The 22,572-nt window shown below is 67.4% G+C and carries 18 protein-coding genes and 1 pseudogene; 9 read left to right on the top strand and 10 right to left on the bottom strand.

Going from position 1 to position 22,572, the window contains the following annotated elements:
* Positions 1-102: 102 nt before the first annotated feature.
* The 8 genes from PG2T_RS06410 (at position 103) to PG2T_RS06375 (ending at position 9,038) form a co-directional block, all read left to right on the top strand.
* A complete protein-coding gene (locus PG2T_RS06410; RefSeq protein WP_068803573.1) occupies positions 103-579 on the top strand; it encodes a MerR family transcriptional regulator in 477 nt (158 codons plus the stop codon).
* A complete protein-coding gene (locus tag PG2T_RS06405; protein ID WP_068803572.1) occupies positions 576-3,539 on the top strand; it encodes an HsdM family class I SAM-dependent methyltransferase in 2,964 nt (987 codons plus the stop codon). Before PG2T_RS06410 ends, PG2T_RS06405 begins: the two co-directional genes overlap by 4 nt.
* 26 nt (positions 3,540-3,565) lie before the next feature.
* Positions 3,566-4,204, top strand: coding sequence for a hypothetical protein (locus tag PG2T_RS06400; protein ID WP_236953305.1), 639 nt, complete (start codon positions 3,566-3,568; stop codon positions 4,202-4,204).
* Positions 4,205-4,347: 143 nt separating this feature from the next.
* On the top strand, positions 4,348-4,791 hold the full coding sequence (locus PG2T_RS06395) for a TIGR03757 family integrating conjugative element protein (protein ID WP_068803570.1): 444 nt from the start codon (positions 4,348-4,350) through the stop codon (positions 4,789-4,791).
* On the top strand, positions 4,788-5,732 hold the full coding sequence (locus tag PG2T_RS06390) for a TIGR03756 family integrating conjugative element protein (protein WP_068803568.1): 945 nt from the start codon (positions 4,788-4,790) through the stop codon (positions 5,730-5,732). The genes PG2T_RS06395 and PG2T_RS06390 overlap by 4 nt, the downstream gene beginning before the upstream one ends.
* Positions 5,733-5,742: 10 nt before the next feature.
* Positions 5,743-7,149, top strand: coding sequence for an integrating conjugative element protein (locus PG2T_RS06385; protein WP_068803566.1), 1,407 nt, complete (start codon positions 5,743-5,745; stop codon positions 7,147-7,149).
* A complete protein-coding gene (locus PG2T_RS06380) occupies positions 7,146-7,499 on the top strand; it encodes a hypothetical protein (protein ID WP_068803563.1) in 354 nt (117 codons plus the stop codon). Before PG2T_RS06385 ends, PG2T_RS06380 begins: the two co-directional genes overlap by 4 nt.
* A gap of 15 nt (positions 7,500-7,514) precedes the next feature.
* A complete protein-coding gene (locus PG2T_RS06375; RefSeq protein WP_068803562.1) occupies positions 7,515-9,038 on the top strand; it encodes a conjugal transfer protein TraG N-terminal domain-containing protein in 1,524 nt (507 codons plus the stop codon).
* A 7-nt stretch (positions 9,039-9,045) separates the two neighbouring features.
* On the opposite strand, the gene PG2T_RS06370 is transcribed toward PG2T_RS06375, so the two are convergent.
* Positions 9,046-9,417, bottom strand: coding sequence for a DUF3742 family protein (locus PG2T_RS06370; RefSeq protein WP_068803560.1), 372 nt, complete (start codon positions 9,415-9,417; stop codon positions 9,046-9,048).
* A gap of 438 nt (positions 9,418-9,855) precedes the next feature.
* Positions 9,856-10,854: an IS5 family transposase gene (locus PG2T_RS06365; protein ID WP_068807863.1), complete on the bottom strand. Its 999-nt coding sequence runs from the start codon at positions 10,852-10,854 to the stop codon at positions 9,856-9,858.
* A 177-nt stretch (positions 10,855-11,031) separates the two neighbouring features.
* Between PG2T_RS06365 and PG2T_RS06360 the strand changes: the two are divergent.
* Positions 11,032-11,979: pseudogene (locus PG2T_RS06360) on the top strand (IS30 family transposase); the annotation flags it as partial.
* A gap of 326 nt (positions 11,980-12,305) precedes the next feature.
* On the opposite strand, the gene PG2T_RS06355 reads toward PG2T_RS06360, so the two are convergent.
* The 8 genes from PG2T_RS06355 to PG2T_RS06320 all read right to left on the bottom strand — a co-directional run bounded on the left by PG2T_RS06355 (position 12,306) and on the right by PG2T_RS06320 (position 22,422).
* Positions 12,306-13,067, bottom strand: coding sequence for a copper resistance protein B (locus PG2T_RS06355; RefSeq protein WP_068803558.1), 762 nt, complete (start codon positions 13,065-13,067; stop codon positions 12,306-12,308).
* Entirely contained in the window at positions 13,064-15,028 is a 1,965-nt protein-coding gene (locus PG2T_RS06350) for a copper resistance system multicopper oxidase (protein WP_068803555.1), read from the bottom strand. The genes PG2T_RS06355 and PG2T_RS06350 overlap by 4 nt, the downstream gene beginning before the upstream one ends.
* Positions 15,018-15,659, bottom strand: a complete 642-nt coding sequence (locus tag PG2T_RS06345) for a c-type cytochrome (RefSeq protein ID WP_068803553.1) — start codon at positions 15,657-15,659, stop codon at positions 15,018-15,020. Before PG2T_RS06345 ends, PG2T_RS06350 begins: the two co-directional genes overlap by 11 nt.
* A gap of 117 nt (positions 15,660-15,776) precedes the next feature.
* A complete protein-coding gene (locus PG2T_RS06340) occupies positions 15,777-16,277 on the bottom strand; it encodes a DUF411 domain-containing protein (RefSeq protein ID WP_068803552.1) in 501 nt (166 codons plus the stop codon).
* Positions 16,278-16,311: 34 nt separating this feature from the next.
* Entirely contained in the window at positions 16,312-16,743 is a 432-nt protein-coding gene (locus PG2T_RS06335; protein ID WP_068803549.1) for a MerR family transcriptional regulator, read from the bottom strand.
* Positions 16,740-19,904 carry an efflux RND transporter permease subunit gene (locus PG2T_RS06330; protein ID WP_068803547.1) on the bottom strand — a complete coding sequence of 1,055 codons (3,165 nt, stop codon included), beginning with the start codon at positions 19,902-19,904 and terminating at the stop codon, positions 16,740-16,742. The genes PG2T_RS06335 and PG2T_RS06330 overlap by 4 nt, the downstream gene beginning before the upstream one ends.
* Positions 19,901-21,208, bottom strand: coding sequence for an efflux RND transporter periplasmic adaptor subunit (locus PG2T_RS06325; protein WP_083214807.1), 1,308 nt, complete (start codon positions 21,206-21,208; stop codon positions 19,901-19,903). Before PG2T_RS06325 ends, PG2T_RS06330 begins: the two co-directional genes overlap by 4 nt.
* Positions 21,205-22,422 (bottom strand): TolC family protein, encoded by a 1,218-nt coding sequence (locus tag PG2T_RS06320; RefSeq protein WP_202816445.1) that lies wholly within the window; start codon positions 22,420-22,422, stop codon positions 21,205-21,207. The genes PG2T_RS06325 and PG2T_RS06320 overlap by 4 nt, the downstream gene beginning before the upstream one ends.
* Between the last annotated feature and the right edge of the window lie 150 nt (positions 22,423-22,572).

The following is a 22,572-nucleotide window of genomic DNA, read 5'->3' as shown; positions in this document are numbered from 1 at the left end:
CTTGAAAGCTTGCGGGATAGGCGGCTGAGCCGGCCTTTACCGGTTGAGAAGCACACCTTTACGTGGCAGAATGTACGCATTTTCTAGTTGTAAGCAACGCGAATGTCTGCCGTCACCGCCATCCAGTACACTCAGGATCAGATGCGCACGCTAACCGGCGTGTCCGTCGAGACGGTGCGGCATTGGCGCAAGACCGTGCCTTACTTGGCGTCCAAGACCGGGAAGGCTGCCCGGTTCACCTTCGCCGATCTCCTTGGCTTGGCCGTTACCAATGAGCTGGTCAGCTCATTGGGCGTGCACATCGCCACCGTCAGCGTCGGCGTGGACACGCTCTTTAGGTTGCTGGGCACCAGTAGCGCGTTGGTGCTGAATGGGTCCGTGGCGTTCGTGACGCCCACTTCGGCGACCCTGTGCGATATCGGCCCCGAGGGGGTTGCGCCGGCGCCGACGCAACCGACTCTCGTGATCCCGCTCGATCCGTTGATCACGCGGCTTCAGCAGCACATGCTGCCGATCATCCCGGCGCCGAACCAGGCAGCGTTGCCGTTTCCGCCGGAAGCTATCCGGAGCAGGGCGTGAACACAGCCACGCTGGAACATGTGCTCGCAGCAACCGGCTACCTGCCGGACGGGCGACCCGCGCCAGGCCTTCGATTGGGGGCTGAGGCGCAGTCCTCGCGCCACGGCCGCGTTTTTGTTCCGGACGCATTGTGGCGCAGCGCGTCGTCGTTGACCGTCTACTTCAAGTTTGAGCAAAGCGCGCCTGCAGACGATCTGGTCAGCCAGTGGCGACGAGAGGTCTGGAACGAGGGGTTCGCGCCGTTGCTGTGGGTGATCTCGCCGCAGCGTATCGACCTGTACAACGGTTTCGGCACGCCCATGAAAGAAGGCGATGCCCAGAAACATTTGCTTCGGCGTTTCGAGAACATCGAAGCTTCGCTTCATGAACTGGACGAGTTCGCCGGCCGGCTGGCGATCGAGACGGGCCAGTTCTGGGTCCAGGTGCCGGCCATCGATCGCAAGACCAGCGTCGATCAGAAGCTTCTGTCCGACCTTGGATGTCTCGAACGCGATTTGGTCGCAGGCAATCTCGCGCGCGACGCGGCGCAGGCCTTGATCGGGCGCGTGATCTTCACGCAGTACCTGATTGACCGCGAGATCGTCAGTGCGACGCGGTTGAAGCGGGTATGCGGCCACACGGCGTTGCCGGCGATACTGCGCGACCGGCCAGCGACCAGCAAGCTGTTCACATGGCTGGCCCAGACCTTCAACGGCGATATGTTTCCGCCTTCGTCGGTGAAAACGACACCAGCCGCACACCACTTGACGCGGGTTGCGGAGTTCCTGGAGGCTGCCGATCCTGAAAGCGGGCAGCTCAGCTTCTTCCCCTACCAGTTCGACGTAATTCCGGTCGAACTTATCAGCTCGATCTATGAGCAGTTCGCGCACGCTGAGCCGCGGACAAACGGAAAGCGCACAGAAGCGTTGCGAAACGGCGTGCATTACACGCGGCTGTCCGTCGTCTCGCTGATCCTTGATGAGGTCATGGATGGCCTATCTGGACGGGAGTCGGTGCTGGATTTGACGTGCGGCTCTGGTGTCTTCCTGGTCGAAGCGTTGCGGCGCTTGGTTCATCTTCGATCGCAAGGTCAGCCGCCCACGAGGGAGGTGATACGCTCGACACTCTATGGGCAAGTCTATGGCGTGGACATCAGCGAAGCCGCGATTCGCGTCGCTGCGTTCAGCCTATACCTGGCTGCGCTTGAGCTGGACCCTGACCCGCAGCCACCGCAGTCCCTGAAGTTCCAGCCATTGATCGGCAGGACATTGCTCGTCGGTGACGCTCGTACGGTCGAACGTGACGGAAATGGCAAGGCCGTGCTGGCGACGCCGGCGGGACTGAAGCAGTTCGACCTGATCGTAGGCAATCCCCCTTGGAGCTTTAAAGGGCAGACAGGAACCGAAGCGCGGCGCAAGACCAGGGTTGCGGGCGTACCCGCGCAACCGCGTGGTGAAGGCCTGGATTTCGTGTTGCGTGCGGCCGAGTTCTCACATGAGAAGACTCGCTTCGGCATCATTCTTAGCGCGATGCCGTTCTTCAGCCGCAGCGGCACCGGCATGGCAGCAGCTCAGCATGTGATGCGAGCCCTGGCTCCGATCACCTTGGTCAATCTGTCCAATTTGTGCAGTTGGCTCTTCGCGACTGCAGCCATGCCTGCAGTGGTTCTCTTTGCCCGTCATCGGCCGACGCAGCGAACGGATCAGGTCACGGTCGTTCAGATCCCGTGGACGCCCAGCGGTGCAAGGACTCATTCGTTCGAGGTGGCGCCGAGTGACGTCATCACTTTGACGCTCGGCGAAATCCAAGAACAGCCGTTGAAGCTTAAGGCAGCAGCCATTGGCCGACGCCGTGACCTTCTATTGTTGGATGAGTTGACGTTGGACCACAGAAGTCTGGGCGAGCAACTCTCACTACTCGACACTACCTTCCAGGTTGGATTGATTCGAGGGGCCTCAGAAAACCAGACGCGCGATGCTCGCCCGCTAAGAGGGCTGGAGGTACTGCAAGTCAAAGACATGCAGCACTTCAACATTCCCGATGCTCTGCCGACCTTCAGCCAATCGAAGGCACAATGGCCAAGATCACGGGAGATATATCAAGCCCCGCTTCTCATCGTGAAGGAAATGCTTCTGGGGAGTCCGCGCGTCTTGGCGGCCGTCTCCGAGCGGGATCTCGTTTTCACGAACTCATACTTCGCAGTGTCCCTTCCGAGAGAGCACACGCGGACGGCACATTTGCTTGCTACCGTGTTGAGTTCTGCTTTTGCGACATGGTTCTTCTATCTGACCGCTTCAGAGTTTGGAATCTACAAGAGGAAGCTGCTGGCTCGCGACCTCAGCTTCCTGCCTGTGCCTGACTTCGTGAGCGCAGTGAAATCTGAGGCTGGCCAGCGCCTGCTGCAGATTGAGAAGAACTTGCGTGCCCACGGCGCCGGCGCGAGAGGATGGGCTGATCTAGACGAAGCTGTCTTCGATCTGTACGAACTGAACGATGCCAACCGAGTTGTCATTCGAGACGGGCTTCTACGCGCCGGGTGGCAATGGGAAACCGGCCGCGAGTCGTCAGTGGAACCCTCGGATAGCCGTACCGACATTGCAGCGTATGCCAGGACGTTCCTGTCCGTTATCGAGGGTTGGCTTTCCGTTCGCAATAAGCGGCACATGCGCGCCGAAGTGCTTGACTTGCCAAGCAGTTCGGCCTTGCGTGTCGTGCGCTTTGTCTTGGAAGAGGGACCGGGCAATGCGAGTGTGAGCGTCGTGGCGCCACAAGGCGAATTGGGCGACGTACTAGTACGTATCGGCAGGCGCCTGAAAGTCAAGATCGCGACCGCGCTCAGTGCAGAGCGGGAATTGCGTGTACACGGACGCAACGAAGTCGTGATTATCAAGCCATCAGCGCGGCGCTACTGGATGGGCATAGCGGCACTGGAAGATGCCGATGCAGTGGTCGCGGAGAGCTTTTCAGGGGGAAATGTTTGAGGATCCCCTATGAGACACCTCCTGCATTGGGCAGAGAGTTCATTGAAATTCAGCCCGAGGTCGTGGCGGTCATTCTGCTGACACTGGCCGCAGGTTGGCAGCGAGCATGCGCAGCCGAGGACGTGAATGCCAACGCTGGCGAGGTGCTCATGACGGAGCGCCTGCGCGATGGAATGCGTGGAGTGCTAAGAAACTCCCCATGGAAGCTGATCGTGCTGCCGGGAACTGAGTCGCGATCCAAAGCAAGCGTGGTGTTGCCGGACGGGCGCACCGATATTCCTCTGATGTTGATCGAAGTCTTCCTCCGCACGCAGGAGCATGACCCGCATGCAGTCATCGAATGCAAGCGCATTGCCGGGTCGGACACCCACCTGTGCCGCGAGTACGTGGTCGAAGGCATGGATCGATTCGTCCGGGAGAAGTACGGAGAGAACCACGCAATCGGCTTCATGGTGGGCTATGTTCTCTCCGGCTCGCCTTCGGAATCCGCGGATGGCGTCAACGCTTACCTGAGAAGAGTTTCGCGCTCGGTAGATCGCCTCGCCCCGAGCGACATCAGTGACGGGACTTGGCAGAGCCTACATGCACGCTCCAAGCCGTCGATGCCGATTCGCTTACATCATGCGTTTCTTGGGTTCGCTGGCACCCCAGCGTCCCGCACCTGATCTCCGCCTCCGGCAGGAGGCAAACACAACGCCCACAACGGCATAGGGCATGAAACCGGCAAGGGCCGGATGCGGTTTCTTTGTCGCGCCAGATCGGCACTTGAAGTCGACTGTGACTTTGATCGACTCCAAGGACGCCCGATATGCCGGTCCCCGTCTTCAAGGCTTCGCCCCGGCTGCCGACCATCCGCATTGCGCCCGGACTGTGGGCAGTGCTGTTCATGTTCACCCAGACTGCAGCAGCCGACGTGCTCGTCGTCACCGACAGCCGTCATCCGGTGCAGGCCCCGGCCGGCGTGCGGGTCATCGAGCTGGACCAAGCCGCGCGCATTGAGGTCGAACTCGCCGCACACCTGCCGGCCGACCCGCAACAGGCCGCAGCCGTAGTGCAGCAGCGGTTGCATGACGGCGGCGAGGCCCTGCAGCGCCGCATCGGCCATGCCTATCAGGGTGTCGCAGACGCCTGGGGGCTGGGCATCGCCAAGATTCCCGCCGTGGTGGTCGATCGACGCTACGTGGTCTACGGCGAGCCCGACGTGCACCGCGCCGCCGCGCGCATCGACGCCTACCGGACCAGGCAGCCGTGAACCTCCTACGGGCATCCCGGCGCCTGCGCGCCACCGCCGCCTCGCTGCTGCTCGGCGCGGCCACGTCGACGTTCGCCCTGGACACCGCCACCATCGTGTCGTCGGCGCTGTCCCCCGACTGCCTTGAATACCGCGTGGTCGGCATCTGCCACTGGCTGTACTGCACGCCCTTCGGCTGCTCGGTTCGCACCTCCGTCAAGGTGCGCCACTACGTCCCCGATGCGGTGGTGTCGAGCTACTCGAACACCGGCGAGAACCCGTGGCTGGAAGTCAGGGCAATGAGCATGCCGAACGCGACCGCCAAGGCGGGCGGTGACGGCACGACCAATCACGACAACGAGAACAACCTCGCCAGGTTCAAGAACGCCGATGTCATCGGCCATCCGGCCGGGATGGTGTTCAGCCGGTTCGCCAGCGCCGCCGGCTACACCTGCGAAGGCGCTGGCACGGCCTTCATGCCGTATCTGCTGAGCACGCTCGACACGATCGGCTGGCGCTACAACATTCCGGAGGCGTTCTACCCCGAAGCGCTCATCCCCGGCCGGCGCGAAATCGGTACGCGCACCGGCCTGAACCTCTGGGGCAACGTGTATCCCCGCGGTGGCTTCCTGCACCAGACCGACGACCACAAGAGCGGCGCCGTGGTCGCGCAGCGCGCGGGCGACATCGTGACGCGCCGCAACCAGATTCACGTGTACCAGCCCCTGCTGGCCAACGCCCGCGACGGCTACTGGCCGGCCGGCGCGCTGATGGAGACCGACGCATCGACGGGCAAGTGGCAGGAGCTGACGCCCACGCTCTCGAACAGTTGCGTGGTCTTCCCGCACGGCCGCACCCGCGTGCAGGCCCAGCAGGGCGGCTACGCCTGGGCCTTGTGGCGGCCGTACTCCTGCTGCCGGCGCCGTGGCCAGGTCTTCCTCGGCAGCGTCGATTTCATGTGAGGAACCGACGATGAAGGCCTTCCTCACTGACTTCCTGCGCCGCGCGAAGCCGTGCCTGCGGGCCACGCTGCTCGTGGCGGCCGTCACGCCGGCCGTCGGCGCCGCCTGGGCGCAGACGCGCATCGACCCCAATGGCGTGAACGTCAGCGGCAGCGTGATCGGCGACGACGTGCTCTACAGCATCGGCGGCGGCCGGGCCGTGTCGATGGGGGGTGCCGGCAACATGCACAGCATCGGCGTGGGCATCGGCTGGAACAGCAACCTGATCTGCGGCGACATGAGCATCACCACGACGCTGCAGAACCAGCTCAACGGCATCACCAACGGCTTCCAGACGATCATGAGCAGCGTGATACAGAGCGCCACCAGCGCCGTGGCCTCGCTGCCGGCCCTGATCATCCAGCGCGCCGACCCGGGCCTGTACAACCTGCTGACCAACGGCATCCTGCAGGCGCGCCTGGACTTCGACCGCTCGAAGATGACCTGCCGGGCCATCGCCAATCGGATGGCGGACATGGCCGGCGGCCAGGCCGGCTGGGACCAGCTCGCCGAGGGGATGGCGCTGCGGGACGCAGTCGGCAGCACCGATGCCGTCTCCGCCATCGAGCAGGCCGAGTCCAACAAGGGGAACAACGGCGTGCCCTGGGTGGGCGGCGGCAACGCGGGCGGCTCCGGTCAGAGTTCGATCAAGGTGGTCGGCGATGTGACGCGCGCGGGCTACAACCTGCTCAACGGGCGCAGCGTCACCGATACCTCGTCGATCGCGCGCAGCGCCTGCGGCAACCGCCTGACCTGCCAGGCCTGGTCGTCGCCTGGCGCGGCCGCGGCCTTTGCGACCCGCGTGCTGGGCGAACGCGAGCAACGCACCTGCGAGAACTGCATGAAGACCCGGACCACGCCCGGCGTCGGGCTGACGCCCCTGATCCAGGAAGAATACGAGACCAGGCTGCAGGCGCTGCAGGAGCTCGTGACGGGCGCCCGGCCGACGACGCCGGCCGATCTCGACGCGGCCGGCAGCCGCTCGCTGCCGATCACCCGCGGCGTGATCGAGGCCCTGCGCGACGAACCCGACCAGGACCTGCTGGGCAAGCGCCTGGCGTCCGAGGCGGCGCTGTCCAGCGTGCTGGAGAAGGCCCTGCTGCTGCAACGCACGCTGCTGACCGGCAAGAAGGAGCCCAACGTCGCCGCCAACGAGCTGGCCGTGCAGGCGGTCGACCAGGAGAACAGCGCGCTGGAGCAGGAGATCGACAACCTCAAGACCGAGCTGGAGCTGCGGCGCACGCTGGCCGGCAACTCGGCGATGGCGATCATCCAGCGCCACGGCACCCGCGCTGCCGGCTCGCGCGGCATCTTCGAGGGCGACACCACGCGCGACCGTCTGCGGGAGGTCCAGAAGCCGCGGCGCGGTACGCCATGAGCCGCCTGGCCTGGCTGCGGCTGCCATGGCTGTTCAACCGCCGCGTCGGCGTGGCGCTGCTGTGGACCGTGCTGGTGGTCGCCGCCGCGGCGGTGGTGAACATCGCCGGCATCGACGTGGTCGGCGGCGTCGAGGGCTGGCAGCACTGGCTGCAGGCGCACGCCGGCCATTTCTTCCTGTGGCGGCTGTGCCTCTACGGAGCGACGGCCTACGGCTGGTGGTGGATGCGCCGGCGCCTGCTGCGGCGGGAGCCGTCCCGCGAGGCGCGTCAGCGCCTGCTGCGCATGCAGATCGCGGCCGTGATCGCCGTGGTCGCGCTGGAAGCCAGCCAACTGCTGCGGCACGGCTGAGACCGCGAGGCAGGCATGACGCTCTACACCACGGACTACCTGGAGTATTACCTGACCCTGGTGGCCTGGGTGGTCAACAACGGCATCTGGAGCATCCTCGTGGCCAGCGGCGTGTTCGCGCTGCCGTTCGTGGCCATCGTCATCCAGGAATGGCTCAAGGCCCGCAGCGAAGGCGCGGACGAGGGCAACAAGGGCGTGCTGTCATCGATGCGCATCGAGAACCGGGTGTGGGTAGCGATCGTGGTCATCCTGTTCGCCGGCATCCCGTTCATCCCGGTGGATCTGGCCACGATCAGGTTCGACACCACGCGCTCCGCGCAATGCCAGGTCAGCGTCCCGCTGCCCAGCGACACGGGCTGGGCCAACGTCTACACCACCCTCAACGACCAGAGCGCGCTGGTGCCGGTGTGGTGGTTCTTCATGCACGCCATCTCGAAGGCGGTCACGGGCGCGGCGGTGGCGGCGATTCCCTGCGGCACCGACCTGCGTCAGATTCGCATGGAAGTCGATGCCACGCGCATCGACGATCCGGTGCTGGCACAGGAGGTCGCCGACTTCACGCACGACTGCTATGGGCCGTCGCGCGCCAAGCTGTTCATGAACCGGCCGACGCTCTCCGACGAACAGATGAACGACGTCACCTGGATCGGGTCGAGCTACTTCCTCGACACGGCCGGCTTCTACGACACCTATCGCTCCAAGACCCCACGCACGGCCTGGCCCTACGACGCGACCCGCGATGCGGGGCTGGCACAGGTGGACAGCGGCGGCGGCTATCCGTCCTGCCGGCAGTGGTGGGCCGATGGCGACCAAGGGCTGCGCGGCCGGCTGCTGGCACAGGTCGACCCGGACCTGCTGACCCGCATCGGGCGCTGGGCGGGCTTCCTGTCGCAGAGCGAGGTCAATGACTCGGTGATCCGCGCGGTCGTCTCACCGCGGCAGCAGAAGATGAACCAGGGCGCCGTCTACACCGACTACGGCGGCCAGATCGACAAGACGCTGCCGAACATCGTCACGCGCGGCGCGGCCGACCTGGGGCTGACCGTGGGCTCGCTGGCCTTCTTTCCCGCGATGGATGTGGTGCGCCAGGCGCTGCCGATGGTGCTGACGATGCTCAAGATGGCGCTCGTCATCTGCATCCCGCTGGTGCTGCTGATTGGCACCTACGACCTGAAGACGATGGTGACCGTGAGCTGCGTCCAGTTCGCGCTGTTCTTCGTGGACTTCTGGTTCCAGCTCGCGCGCTGGATCGACAGCACGATCCTGGACGCGCTCTACGGCTGGGGGTTTGGCGCGGACAGGCCGCACACGAACTTCGATCCGCTGATTGGCTTGAACAACGCCTTTGGCGACATGCTGCTCAACTTCGTCATGGCGATGATGTTCATCGTGCTGCCGACGTTCTGGGTCATGGCATTGGCCTGGGCAGGCGTGCGCACGGGAAATATCGTGCAGGGGTTGTCCACTGCCACCTCGGACGCCAAAGACGCTGGGGGACGTGGCGCTGGCATCGCAATGAGCGCCGTATCGAAGAAGTGACCGCCCTTCAGTCGTCGTCGATCACATGGGGGTCAATGCGCCAGTCGCTCTTGTCATAAAGCCCGAAGCCGTTGGGGCCTTCCCTCCACTCGGGTTGCGGCGCCTCTCGATCAAGATCGTCGTGCTGCACGAGCCATGCAGCAGTCATTGCAAAGGCCAGCAGCAGGACGAGCCAGGATACGGCGTAGAGCAGCATGCCAAGCACGGCCAGCTTGACGATCCAGAGCACCGCCGTCGCCGCGCCCGCGGGCACTCCGCGCGTCACCAGCCAGCCGGCGACACGCTGTTCGCGGCGCAGGTGTCCACGCCAGGCACGGCCAACCCCCCGGCCCAGCCGGTGGCTCCAGCGCCCGTCGTGCTTGTTGGTGGCCATGCTCATGTGCCTCGGTTCCAGGGGCTCCTCACCTCACGGAGCGGCAGGTTGGGGCTTGCCCTCCGGCATCGACCGCGACTTGAAGGGCGGACTGCGGCTGGCGACGCCAGTCGAATCGGGTTGCGGATAGATTGGATTCTGCATCAGGAATAAAATCCCGTGCTGGTTTCTCTGCACATCGTTTCGATGGCCCGTCACAGGCGATTGGGATTCTGTGCCGTTCTTAAAACGTGCATGGAAATTCCCGGCACCAGGTAATCAAGCGGCTTCAGGCGGGACTCCCCCGTAGGGCGCGGTTTCTGGTTCACCTTGGGATGCTCTGCACTGATGCCGATTCTAGAATCGGCGGATGTGCACGAGCAGCGATTCGGGAAAGCCGCCGTCGTTGAGGATGCGTTCAGGGTTCTGAAGCGTCTTCAATAGCGGTTTTCCACCATTCTGCGCTCATTCTGCGGCACATGGGCGCACCGCTCCTGCCGGCATCAATCGATGTCGCGCCTGAAACAGGTTCGCCAGCGCAAACAGCGTGACGAGCTGCGCGGTGTTCTTCTTCAGGCCACGATAGCGCGTCTTCAGAAATCCAAACTGCCGCTTGATGATGCGGAACGGGTGCTCGACTTTGGCGCGGATGCTGGCCTTGGCATGCTCGATCTGTTCGAGCAACCGGCCCCACGTCGTGTCCGGCAGCGCCTTGCGCTGGCCCGGCTTCATGGCGACGTGCCAGGTCACTGCCCGGTCGCGGTTCTCGGGGCGCTTGGCCACACCCTGATAACCGGCGTCGCCAACGACATCCGTTTCTTCGCCATGCAGGCAGGCGTGCGCCTGCGTCACGTCGTTGACGTTGGCGGGGGTCGTTACAACGGTATGCGTCAGTCCCGACTCGGCATCAACACCGATATGCGCCTTCATGCCGAAGAACCACTGATTGCCTTTCTTCGTCTGGTGCATTTCCGGATCGCGTTCGCGATCCTGGTTCTTCGTCGAGCAGGGCGCGCTGATCAGCGTGGCATCGACAATCGTGCCCTGGCGCAGCAGCAGACCCCGTTCGACCAGCAGCGCGTTGACCTCGGTCAGCAGACGCTCTGCCAGACCCTGCTGCTCCAGCCGATGCCGAAAGCGCAGGATCGAACTCTCATCCGGAATCAGGTCAGTGCCGGCGTCCAGCCGTGCAAACGCGCGCAGCGTCGGAATATCGTGCAGCGCTTCTTCCATGCCCGGATCGGACAAGGCAAACCACTGCTGCATGAAGTGAATCCGCAGCATCGTTTCCGCCGGAAACGATGTCCGGCCCCCGCGCGATCCCGCCTTCGGCTGCACCGGATCGACCAGCGCAATCAAGCGAGACCAGGGCATCACCGCGTCCATTTCCGCCAGAAAGCGCTGTCGCTTCGTCGCCTTCGGCCGGCGCTCACACCCACTCTCGGCAAGACTGCGTTGCTTCATCATCGGCTGTCGTCCATGCTGAAATTCAATGCAGCGTATTGTCGCGCATCAGCGAGGCGGTGCAGAGCATCCCTTGCGCTTTCCGGCCCGCTACGTCCACGCCCGCCTGTTCGACTGGCCGGACACGGCGCTGGCCGGCAACACCCTGACCACGCCGCCCGGGCCTGCCCGAGGGCCAGTGTGCGGGCCATTGCCCGCACGTTGGATCGCTCGCCCTCGACGATCAGCCGCGAACGGGCCCGCAATCGCTCGCCGGGTGGGGGCTACGCCAGCCAGACCGCCCATGGCCTGGCGGGTGCCCGGCGGGCCGCCGCCCGGCCGCCTCGCAAGCTTGGTATCCACAGCGTGTCCTGGGGTGTGCTACGCACCCTGCTGGACTGGAAATGGTCGCCGCAGCAGACGTAAGCTCCCCTCAAACGCGTCTACCCCGACGAGCCGCAACGCCACGTGTCGCACGAAACCATCTACACGGCGATCTACGCCCAGCCGCGCGGGGAGCTGCGCCGCCAGTTGATCGCCTGCCTGCGCCAGGGCCGCAGCACCCGCCGGCCACGCACGGGCGGCACCGACCGGCGCGGCCAACTCCCAGGCCGGATCAGCATCCACCTGCGCCCGCCCGAGGTCCACGACCGGCTGATGCCCGGCCACTGGGAGGGCGACCTGATCAAGGGCGCCGGCAACGCCTCCGCCGTGGGCGTGCTGGTCGAGCGCACCAGCCGGCTGGTGCTGCTGGCCAGGATGGACGATGCGACCGCCGCCTCGGCGTTGAGGGCCTTCACCGCCAAGCTCCAGTCCATCGCCGCGCCCCTGCGCCAGACCCTGACCTACGATCAGGGCAAGGAGATGGCCCGTCATGGCGACCTGACCACCCAGACCGGCGTCAAGGTCTACTTCTGCGACCCCCACAGTCCCTGGCAGCGCGGCACCTGCGAGAACACCAACGGCCTGATTCGCCAGTACCTGCCCAAGGGCACCGACCTGTCCGGGTACACCCAGGACGCCTTGGACGCCATCGCCGATAGCCTCAACACCCGGCCCCGGGCCACTCACAACTGGCAAACGCCGCTGCAGGTCTTCGCCCACGCCCTGGCCAATGCTCACCCCGCCTCAACCTCAGTCCATTAACCCCGTGTTGCACTCGGGACTTGAAACCGCCCTGCAAAACCCGTCCGGGACATTTTTCAGCTTGCGGCGGCGCAGTACATGCCCGCAATGGGCCCGTGAATCAAGCACTTCGTGCTTGATTCACGAACATGCAAGAAGCGCGCCATAAACCTCATAAATAACTAAGTCATTTTGAATTATTACGTTAATTTTGTTCCTGTGACTTTCGTTGGCTTCCTCTGCGAGGGTGTAAAAATTCCTAACACTTACGGTTGCCGTCTTTACAAGCCCAATGGGATGGGACAGATTGGTTACGCGCAACGTAACGCATCGCTCTTGTAGCGCCATCAAAACCACAGCCGCAACCCGGCCACCAGACCGAGGTTGCCGGTGTCCTCCCCTTCCGCGCGGGCGAAGTCGGCGGTGTCGCCGAGCTTCCTGACCCACTCGACGCCCACGTAGGGCGCGAATTCGCGGCGGATTTCGTAGCGCAGGCGCAGGCCCAGTTGCAGGTCGTTCAGGCCGCTGCCGACACCCCAGCTTTTCACCTGCTGCGCGGCGGCATTGACCTCGACCCGCGGCTGCAGGACCAGGCGCTGCGTGAGCAGCAGGTCGTACTCGAACTGGGCGCGCGCGCTCAGGTCGCCGGCCTCACTCACGAACAGGGCCAGATCGGTCTCGAAGCGGTACGGCGCCAGGCCCTGCACGGCCAGCACGCCGAAGGCGCGGTCGCGGTCCGGCCCGCTGCCGAAGGTGCGGTCGTAGCGCAGGCCGGCCTGCAGGTCCCAGTACGGCGCCACCAGGCGGCCGTACAGCGCCTGCGCTTCGAACTCGCCGTTGCTGTCCGAGACCGGGCTTTCGCCTTCGGTTTTCAGCCATAGGCGGTTGTAGTCGCCGCCGTACCAGCCCTGCGCGTCCCACAGCAGGTGGTTCGGCCCCTCGTCGTCGCGGTATTCGAGGCGGTCGATCAGGGCCAGCCCGAAGGGATGATCGTCTTCGTGCACGTGCGGGAAATCCGCCGGTGCGCCGGCGCCGGGTTCCGCCCCGTGAACCGCCGCGCCGACCAGGCCCAGCAGCGCCGCGCCGATGCCTCCGATAATGGGCTTCATGACACCACCTCCATGACGCGGAACATACCCATGTGCATGTGGTAGAGCAGATGGCAGTGCCAGGCCCAGCGGCCCGGCTCGTCGGCGGTGAGCAGCAGTGTCATGCGCTCGGCCGGGCGCACGTTCAAGGTGTGCTTGCGCGGGCGGAACTCGCCCTGGCCGTTGTCGAGCTCGACGAACATGCCGTGCAGGTGGATAGGGTGTTCCATCATGGTGTCGTTGACCAGCACGATGCGCAGGCGTTCGCCGTAGCGCACCTCGATCGGCGCCTTCACCTCCGAGAACTTCTTGCCGTCGAAGGACCACATGAAGCGCTCCATGTGGCCGGTGAGGTGCAGCTCGAGCGTGCGCTCAGGCGGTCGCGGATCGGCCCCCTGGCGGCGGCCGCGCAGGTCGGCGTAGACCAGCACGCGATGCTCTGCCTCGCCGAGCCCGGTGCCGGCCTCGGCGGTGCGGTCGCGCTGCACCATCGCCACCGCCTGGTTGCCGGCGCCGTGCGTGTCGGCGTCGTGCTGGCCGGCCACCGGCCCCGGCGCGGCGCGCTCGCGGCCGGTGCGCGCGCTGCGCACGCGTCCGGGCGTGAGGTCGATGGGCGCGGCGTGCGCGCCATGCGGCGCGTGGTCGCTGCCGCCCAGCACGCCGCGGGGCGGCGCGGCCGGCTCGTAACCGCCGTGGCCGGCTTGGGCCGCGCCGCCGGCCGGCGGGCCGTGGCCCATGGCGGCGTGGTCGGCTGCGCTCGCACCGGCCGGCGCTGGGGGCGGCATGGCGTGACCCATCGCCGCGTGGTCCATGCCGGGCATGGCGGCCGCGGCCGACCCGCCACCGCCGTGGCCTGCGTGGCCGCCGGCGCCATGGTCCATGCCCATGTCCACCATCGTGCGGCGCACCGGTTTGCGCAGCGCCGGCACCGCCGCTGCCATGCCCGGCCGCGGGGCGAGCGTGCCGCGCGCGTAGCCGCTGCGGTCCATGGCCTCGGCGAACACGGTGTAGGCACGGTCCTCGCCGGGGGTGACGAGCACGTCGTAGGTCTCGGCCACGGCGATCTGGAACTCATCCGTCTCCACCGGCTCGACGTCCTGCCCGTCGGCCTGCACCACCGTCATCGGCAACCCGGGGATGCGCACGTTGAAGTACGTCATCGCCGAGGCGTTGATGAAGCGCAGCCGCACGCGCTCGCCCGGGCGGAACAGGCCGGTCCAGTTGCCGTCCGGGTGCAGGCCGTTCAGCAGGTAGGTGTACGTGTAGCCGGTGATGTCGGCGATATCCGCCGGGCTCATGCGCATCGCGCCCCAGGCAAGCCAGTCGCGCCAGCCCGCCGCGCCGCCGGCGATCACCTCGGGCAAGGTCACCTGCTGGAAGTTGTAGTAGTCGCTCTGCTTCTTGAGCTTCTTCATCACGGCCCACGGGTCCTCGAAGGTCCAGTCCGACAGAATCACCACGTAGTCGCGCTCGAAGGGCTCGGCGTAGCCGCCGGCGGGGTGGATCACCAGCGGGCCGTACACGCCGGTCTGTTCCTGAAAGCCGGAGTGGCTGTGGTACCAGTAGGTGCCGGCCTGACGCACCGGAAAGCGCGCCTCGAAGCTCTGCCCCGGCGCGATGCCGGGAAAGGTCACGCCCGGCACGCCGTCCATCTCGAACGGCAGCAGGAGGCCGTGCCAGTGAATGGAGGTGGGCTCGTCGAGCGTGTTGTGCACCCGCAGCCGCGCCTCGTGGCCCTCGTGCAGCTCGATGAGTGGCCCCGGCACGGTGCCGTTCAGGGTGTGGGCGTAGGCCTCGCGCCCCGCGATCGGGATGCGCGTGCGCGCGATGCGGATGTCGTACTCCGACGGACCGGGCTGACGGGCGCCGACCGCCCCGCCGATCGGCCGCGCCCACGCCGGCGCCAGCAAGTCGAGACCCGCGAGCGTGCCGCCAGCGGCCAAGCCAGCGAGCACGCGCCGGCGGGTACGGTCAGTGCGCATGGGCGTCGTCTCCTTGGTGGTGGTCGTGACCGCTGGGCGCCGGTGCGGCGGCGGGCGCCTGGTCGGGCGGATCAGCGCCGTCCGGGCCGTGGCGGTGGGCGTGGCCGTCGCCGGCAGGCAGGCGGCGGGCGCGTGCAAGCAGCGCGTCGTAGCCGGCGCCGTCGAGCCCCCGGGCCCGCCACAGAAAGGTCACGAGCTGCCACAGCTCGGCGTCCGTGTGGGTCGGGCCGAAGGCCGGCATGGCGGTCATGCGCACGCCGTTTTGGATCACCCAGAACGCCTCCTCGGGCGTGCGCCGCGTGGCGAGCTCGGCGAGCGCCGGCGGCGGCGGGTTCAGGCCTGCGCTTTGCACCGTCGGCTCCCGCCCGGGCGGGGTGTGGCAGATCGCGCACATCTCCTCGAAGGCGCGCGCGCCGGCGGGCGCCTGGCCCGGATCGGCGGGCGGCACCGCGATGGCGGCGGCGCGCCGGGCCACCGAGCGCTCGTAGGTGGTGTGCAGCAGCCAGGCCAGGATGGGCGGATCGCGCCAGCCGGCGGCGACGTTCGGCAGCCCGCCCAGGACCATGGCAAGCCCGCCCGCCAGCATCAGCAGCAGGCCCAGGACGACGCCCATCAGAAGCTGCTTGATCACGATTCACCTCCGCCCGGTGCGGCCGGGCACCTCACGCCGTGCGGCATATGCAGTCATGCTCGGACCTGGCACCAGGACACAAGTCAAGCGGCCGGTGCCGAGGCGCCGGGCACGCCCTCAGCGCCCGGCCGCCGGGTACTCGGCGAAGGTCCGCGGCGCACCCGTGCCCCACAGCAGCACCCGGTAGGGTTCCTGCCGATCGCCATGCTCCATGCCGGGCGAGCCCAGCGGCATGCCCGGCACCGCCAGCCCCTTTGCCGCCGGCCGCTGCTCGAGCAGACGGGCGATGTCGGTCGCCGGCACGTGGCCTTCGATGACATAGCCGCCGACTGTGGCCGTGTGGCAGGAGCCCAGCGACTGCGGCACGCCCAGGCGCGTCTTGACCGCCTGCAGGTCCGCCACGTCGTGCACCTGGGTCACGAAACCCGCCCCCCGCAGGTGCGCGACCCAGGCGCCGCAGCAGCCGCAGCTGGCGGTCTTGTAGACCGTCACTGCCGGTGGCGTCGCCTTGGCCCCACCGGGCAGCCAGCCGGCCACCAGCATCAACGCGGCGCCGATGGCCAGCACGCCGAGCGTTCGGCCCAGCGGCCGCGCACCAAGCTTCGAAAATACCCTCATGTCGTGTCCCCCATGACAGTGCGTGATGCGGCGTTCAGGCGTCGCCGACCCCGTTCAGAACATCGACCGGAACGCTGTCGAGCAGCGGGCACAGCCGCTGCGGGTCCGGCTGGCCGTCCGGTGCGGCCTGCCAGCGCGCCCGAAGTGCCTTCAGTCGGGCCTGCTTGCGTGCCAGCGCGCGGCGCTGCGCAGCGATGTCGGCCAGCCGCCGGTCGAGCAGCTCGCGCACGCCCGGACAAGGCGAACGGCCGGCGTCGGCCTCGTGCAGCAAGCGGGCGATGTCGCGCAGCGTAAAGCCCAGCGCCCGGGCGGCGACGATGAAGCGCAGCCGCACCAGCGCCGGCCAACCGAAACAGCGGTAGCCGTTGCCCGCATCGCGGCGGGCCGGCAGCAGTCCGCGCCGGGCGTAGTAGCGCACCTTGGCCGCCGGCACGCCGGCGGTGCGGGCCAGTTCGTTCACGGTCATGGCGATTCCTCCACGGCGAACAACCCAGGTGACGTCGAAGCGCCGCGATCACGGCGCCGCAGCAGCCGGTAGGCGGCCGGGATCACGAACAGGGACAGCAGCGGCGCCGTCAGCATGCCGCCCACCATGGGCGCGGCGATGCGGCGCATGATCTCGCTGCCGGCGCCCTCGCCCCAAAAGATGGGCAGCAGGCCGGCGACGATCACCGCCACAGTCATGGCCTTGGGCCGCACGCGCAGCACGGCGCCCTCGCGGATGGCATCACACAGGTCCGCTTCGCTCGATTGGCCCCGCTGCAGGCGCTCGCCCCAGGCGTTTTTCAAGTAAAGCAGCATGATCACGCCAAACTCGGCCGCGACCCCGGCCAGCGCGATGAAGCCGACGCCGGTGGCCACCGACAGGTTGTAGCCGAGCAGGTACAGAAACCACACGCCACCGGTGAGTGCGAACGGCAGCGTGGCCATGATCAGCAGCGCCTCGCCGAAACGGCCAAAGCTCAGGTACAGCAGCACGAAGATGACCAGCAATGTCGCCGGCACCAGCAGCCTGAGGCGGGCGTTGGCGCGTTCCAGGAACTCGAACTGCCCCGAATAGGCCAGGCTCATGCCCGGTTCGAGCCGCACCTGCCGCCCGATGGCGCGCCGCAGATCGCCGACCACCGCGGCCAGGTCGCGGCCATGGGCATCGATGTAGACCCAGCCGCCGGGACGCGCGTTCTCGCTCCTGAGCATGGCCGGCCCATCGCCGATGTCGATGCGGGCGACCATGCCCAGGGTGATCTGGCTGCCGGCCGGCGTGACGAAGGGCAGTTCTTGCAGGCCCTGCACGGTGCCCCGCCACGCGCGCGGGTAGCGCAGGTTGATCGGGTAGCGCGCGCGGCCGTCGACGACCTCGCCGATGGTCTCGCCGCCGATCAGGCCGGCCACCACCGACTGCACATCGGCGATGTTCAGGCCGTAGCGGGCAGCGGCGGCACGGTCGATGTCGATATCCACATAGCGCCCGCCGGTGAGGCGCTCGGCCAGCGCAGAGCTCACGCCCGGCACCGTCTTGGCGACGCGCTCGACCTGCTGCGCCACCCGGTCGATGGCGGCCAGGTCGTTGCCGGCGATCTTGACCCCGATCGGGCTCTTGATGCCGGTGGCCAGCATGTCCAGACGGTTGCGGATGGGCGGGATCCAGATATTGGCCAGGCCCGGCACCCGCACCACGCGGTCCAGCTCGGCCTGCAATGTTTCCGGCGTCATGCCGGGCCGCCACTGATCGCGCGGCTTGAACTGTACGGTGGTCTCGAACATCTCCAGCGGCGCCGGGTCGGTGGCGGTATCGGCGCGGCCGGCCTTGCCGAAAACGCGCGCCACCTCCGGCACGGTTTTGATCAGGCGGTCGGTCTGCTGCAAAAGCTCACTCGCCTTCTGCGCCGACAGCCCCGGCAGGGCGCTTGGCATGTACAGCAGGTCGCCCTCGTCCAGCGGCGGCAGGAATTCGCCGCCCAGACGGGCCAGCGGCCACAGCGTGGTCAGAAAGATCAAACCGGCCACCGCCAGCGTGAGCTTCGGCCAGGCCAGAACGGCTTCGAGCAGCGGCCGATAGAGCCTGATCAGCACACGGTTCAGGGGATTGCGGGTCTCGTCCGGCAGCCGGCCGCGAATCCAGTAGCCCATCAGCACCGGCACCAGCGTTACCGACAGCCCGGCCGCGGCGGCCATGGCGAAGGTTTTAGTGAAGGCCAGCGGCCCGAACAGCCGGCCCTCCTGCGCCTGCAGCAGGAACACCGGCAGAAACGACACGGTGATGATCAGCAGCGAGAAAAACAGCGCCGGGCCGACCTCGGCAGCGGCCTCGGTCATCACCTGCCAGCGCGCCTCGCCAGCCAGTGTCTGCCGCGGATGCGCGTGCTGCCAGGCCTCGATCTTCTTGTGCGCGTTCTCGATCATCACGATGGCGGCATCGACCATGGCGCCGATGGCAATCGCGATGCCGCCCAGGGACATGATGTTGGCGCTCAGGCCCTGCTGGCGCATGACGCCGAAGGCGATCAGCACGCCCAGCGGCAGCGCCACGATGGCCACGCCGGCCGAGCGCAGATGCCACAGGAACACGCCGCACACCAGCGCGACGACGATGAATTCCTCCACCAGCTTGCGGCTGAGGTTGTCCACCGCGCGATCGATCAGACCGCTGCGGTCGTAGGTGGTGACGATCTGGATGCCCGGCGGCAGGCCGGTGCGCAGTTCATCGATCTTTTTGTGTACGGCGGTCAGCGTGCTGCGCACGTCCTTGCCGGAACGCAGAATCACCACGCCGCCGACGACTTCGCCCTCGCCGTCGAGTTCCGCCACGCCGCGGCGCATTTCCGGGCCGAGCTGAACCTGCGCCACGTCGCCCAGGGTGACCGGCACGCCGCCGACGAGCTGCAGCGGGATGGCGCGAAAATCCTCCAGCGTCTTCAGGTAGCCGCTGGCGCGCACCATGAATTCAGCCTCGCCCAGCGTCAGCACGGCGCCGCCGGTCTCCTGGTTGGCGCCCTCGATGGCGGCGCGCAGCGCCTGGTGAGTGATGCCCAGCGCCGCCAGCTTCACCGGATCGGGCACGATCTGGTACTGCCTGACCATACCGCCTATGCTCGCCACCTCGGCCACGTTGGGCAGGGTTTTCAGCTCGAAGCGCAGGAACCAGTCCTGCAGGGCGCGCAGTTGCGACAGGTCGTGCCGGCCACTTTTGTCGACCAGCGCGTACTGGTAAATCCAGCCGACGCCGGTGGCATCCGGCCCCAGCGCCGGTCGGGCACCCGGCGGCAGGCGCGACTGCACCTGGCTCAGGTACTCCAGCACCCGCGAGCGCGCCCAGTAAAGATCAGTGCCGTCCTCGAACAGCACGTAGACGTAGCTGTCGCCAAAGAACGAGAAACCGCGCACCGTCTTCGCCCCCGGCACCGACAGCAGGGTGGTGGTCAGCGGATAGGTGACCTGATCCTCCACCACCCGCGGCGCCTGGCCGGGATACGCGGTGCGCACGATGACCTGCACGTCGGACAGGTCCGGCAGGGCGTCGATGGGCGTGCTGCGCAGGGCCCAGATGCCCCAGGCGGTGACCAGCAGCGTCGCCAGCAAAACCAGAAAGCGGTTGGCCACGGACCAGCGGATGACGCGGGCGATCACGGCGCGGCCCCCGCCCCATCCCCCTGAACATGCCCGCTGTGTGGCGCAGCCACTGGCCGGTCCGCAGCCGGGCCAACGCCGATGCCGAGCAGGCTGGCTTCCGAATCGACCAGGAACTGGCCGCTGGCAACGACTTGCTGGCCCTCGTCCAGGCCGGCGCGGATCACCGTTTTGTCGCCCAGCTCCGGGCCAAGGGTGACTTCCTGCGGCCGGTAACGTCCGCCGTCGCTCGCTACCATCACCAGCGCCCGCCGACCAGTGCGGATCACCGCCTCGGTCGGCACCGCGAGCGCCGTGTCCGCGCCGTCGCCGACCAGCTGCACCTGCGCCGACTGGCCGGGCCGCAGCCTGCCATCCGCGTTGGGCAGCTCGACCCGCACCCGCAGGCTGCGCGTGGCGTCGTTCAGGGTCGGCAGCAGCGCGGTCACCCGCCCGACAACCGTCTGTCCCTGCGCGGCGGCGAGCTGGGCCTCCGCGCGGGCGCCGACCGTCACCTGCCCCGCCTGCGCCTCCGGCACCGCCACTTCCAGCCACACCGGATCGAGCCCGTTGATGCGCGCCAGCGTCTGGCCACCGGTCACGGTCATGCCGGCGCGCACGTCCAGCGTGTCCAGCACCCCGCCGATGGGCGCCCGCACCGTATGGCGCGCCTGTACGACACCACCTCGCTCCAGTGCGCGAACTTCGGTCAGCGTCATGCCAAGCGACAGCAGCCGCTCGCGCGCCGCCGCCGCCAGGGCGGCATCATCCGCGCCGCGCACGGCGATGAATTCGTGCTGCGCCGCCGTCCATTCGGGCACCCGCAGCCGGGCCAGCGGCTGCCCGGCCGCGACCACATCGCCCGGCGCCAGTGGCCACACGCGCTCGACGAAGCCTGTGGCGCGGCTTTGCAGCACCGCCACCGCGCGCTCGTTCAAACCGACGATGCCACTGGCCTCGACGCGCGTACTCACAGGCACGCGCTGCACCATGGCCAGCCGCATGCCCAGGTTCTGAACGATGGCCGGATCGATCTTCACGCCGGCTTGCTTGTCGGACTGGTCGGTCGCCTCGTCGGCGTAGCGCGGCACCAGCTGCATGTCCATGAAGGGCGACTTGCCCGGTTGATCGAAACGCTGCTGCGGGTACATGGGGTCGTACCAGTACAGCACCTTGCGTTCCGTGCCTGCCGCACTGCCTGCCGGGACGGCAACGACCGCGGGCTCGGCCGTGCGCGACGCCGACCAGCGGCCCGCCAGCACACCGCCGGTGACGCCGGCGACCGCCACCGCGAGCACCAGCAAAACGGTTCGTGGCGATTTCATGGCAGCTCCCCGGGCACGGTGTCGGTGTAGGCGTAATGCAGCCGTGCGGCCACCTGTTGGCGCTTGCCTTCCAGGGCTATGACCTCAAGTTCTGCGGCGATGCGCTCGCGGCGGGCGGCGACAAGGTCGGCGAGGCTGCCCCGCCCACCGCGCCAGGCAGCGCTGGCCAACGCAATCTTTTCCGCCGCCAGGGGCAGCAACACCCGGTTCTGGCGCGCGAGCGCCTTGTCCAGCCGACGGTACTCGGCCAGATCAGCATCCAGCTCCGCGGCGTGTTCGCGCAGCGTGGCCTCGCGCTGGGCATCGAGCGCATCGCGCTGCGCGCGGCGGGCGGCGATGGTCGGATCCTGACGGCGCGCCGTGAACAGCGGCAGGTCGAAACTGACCTCCACCATTGCCATGTCACTGAACTGCGGGCCACGCTGCTGATAGGCCAGGGCCAGCGCCCAGTCGGACTTTTTGGCCGCCTGTGCCTGTGCGATGGCCGCCTGGACCACGGTCTCACGAGCGCCCAGCAAGGCCACATCCGGATGCGCATGCAGGCGATGCAGCAGGGCGTCCCGGTCGATCGGCCAGTCGGGCACGGTGCCCGCAAGGGACTCACGCGCCGCATCACCAATCCAGCGCGCGAGCTGGGCGATGGCCTGCGCGCGGCGGGCCTCGAGTCGATCCTGGAGGTTGTCGATCGCGGCCGCTTCCTGGCGTGGCGCCACGCTGTCCGCCGCCGCGCCACCGCCACCGGAAAGGCGTGCCCGCACGGCGGCATCGAACAGCCGGTTTTCCGCGCGCAGGGCGTCGATTCGCGTGAGTTGCTGCTCCACCGTATGACGGGCGATCCACGCCAGGGCCGTTTCCTGCTGCACCTGCTGGCGGGTGATCGCGGTCTGCGCTGCGGCAACTGCCACCTCGCCCTCGGCCACCGCCACGCGCGCCTGGCGCTTGGCCCGGTTGGGGAACTCCTGCCTCAACCCGACCCGGCGCATGGTCATGAAATCGTCGCTGACCCGGTACCGGTCAGGACCATTTATCGGCAGGTTGTCCAGACCCAGGGCAAGCTTCGGATCGGGCAACTGCCCGGCCGGCAACACTGCGTGGCGGGCGGCGTCCAGCTGCGCCGCATCGGCGCGCAGCGCCGGTGTTTCGCCAACGGCCAGGTCCAGCGCGCGCAGGAATGACAAAGGCTCGGCGCCCGCCAGGCCGGCGAACCCGGCCATGAGCGCAAGCGCCGCCCCGCGGCCGAACCGGCCGGCAGGTGAAATAGGCAACGACATGCTCCAACTCCAATCGAATCGAATCCGGTCGATTCGGGCGAGCGGTGCGCACGCCTCAAGCGCGCCCACCGACCGCACGATGGCCGCTGCACG

Origin of the sequence: Immundisolibacter cernigliae, from assembly GCF_001697225.1 — a bacterium.
Classification (GTDB): Bacteria; Pseudomonadota; Gammaproteobacteria; order Immundisolibacterales; family Immundisolibacteraceae; genus Immundisolibacter; species Immundisolibacter cernigliae.
This window is presented reverse-complemented; position numbering and strand designations above follow the sequence as displayed.